Annotated in this window: 1 protein-coding gene; it reads right to left on the bottom strand. The window is 57.8% G+C overall.

Features of this window, described 5'->3' with window-relative positions; genetic code table 11:
• Positions 1-149: 149 nt before the first annotated feature.
• Positions 150-650, bottom strand: a complete 501-nt coding sequence (locus EHO01S_RS16890) for a DUF1804 family protein (RefSeq protein ID WP_024525042.1) — start codon at positions 648-650, stop codon at positions 150-152.
• Between the last annotated feature and the right edge of the window lie 150 nt (positions 651-800).

Raw genomic sequence — 800 nt, 5'->3', positions numbered from 1 at the left:
ACAGCCCGGCTTTATCTGGATAATCCGTCTTTAGCTTTTCGATAAAAGCACGGGTGGCCTCCGTAGATGCTTGTACTGCTGCCTGCTCTTCGGGGGTTCCATCAGCAACAGCGCCGCGCAAGACGTACAGCGACAACTTCAATTCTTCTTTATCCGAAATCACTTTCCATCACCTCTGCGAATGAATCCAAAATCTCGACAAATGCCGCTTTCTGGCTGGGATGCTTGCGCTCAATGTGCTCACCCAACGCCTGGATCACTTCAATCGCGATGGCCAGACGGTTCGTCTCCGGCAAAATCTTCTTACTAGCGGCGGTAGCCTTGTTGAACGCATCAGCGAGGCTGGCCAGCAGCTCGACACGCTTTTCTGCCGGGATATTGGCCGTACCGTTGATAGCCTCCGTGGCGGCCTGGCACTGCGTGACCAGACTCATTAACACCGCCCGGCCTGCATCCTCCATCCCGCCGCTCGCCATCAAATTAGCGGCCCGCATCTTGTCCCAATCGTCGCCGGCATCCTGGGCCTCTTTTTTCCAGCGCCGGGCGGTGCCAAAACTCACCCCTATCTGTGAGGCGGTAATCTCCAGCGACCACTGGTTGTAGACGTAGGCCCGGCGCAACTTGTCGCGCATGTCCTGTGGGTACGCCATTACAGCCCCATCTTGGCGCGCAACAGGAGGACTGCCGTAGAGACAACCAGCCCGGCGACACCTCCGGCCATCGCCCCCGCAACAGCGCCATGCTTGATAGCGGCATCTTTAGTTGCTGCCTGAATGTCGCCCAACTGGTCGCTGAGTTGC

The organism is Edwardsiella hoshinae NBRC 105699 = ATCC 33379 (assembly GCF_000474215.1).
In the GTDB taxonomy this organism is placed as follows: domain Bacteria; phylum Pseudomonadota; class Gammaproteobacteria; order Enterobacterales; family Enterobacteriaceae; genus Edwardsiella; species Edwardsiella hoshinae.
The sequence above is the reverse complement of the archived record's forward strand: the minus strand, read 5'-3'. Positions and strand labels throughout refer to the sequence as shown.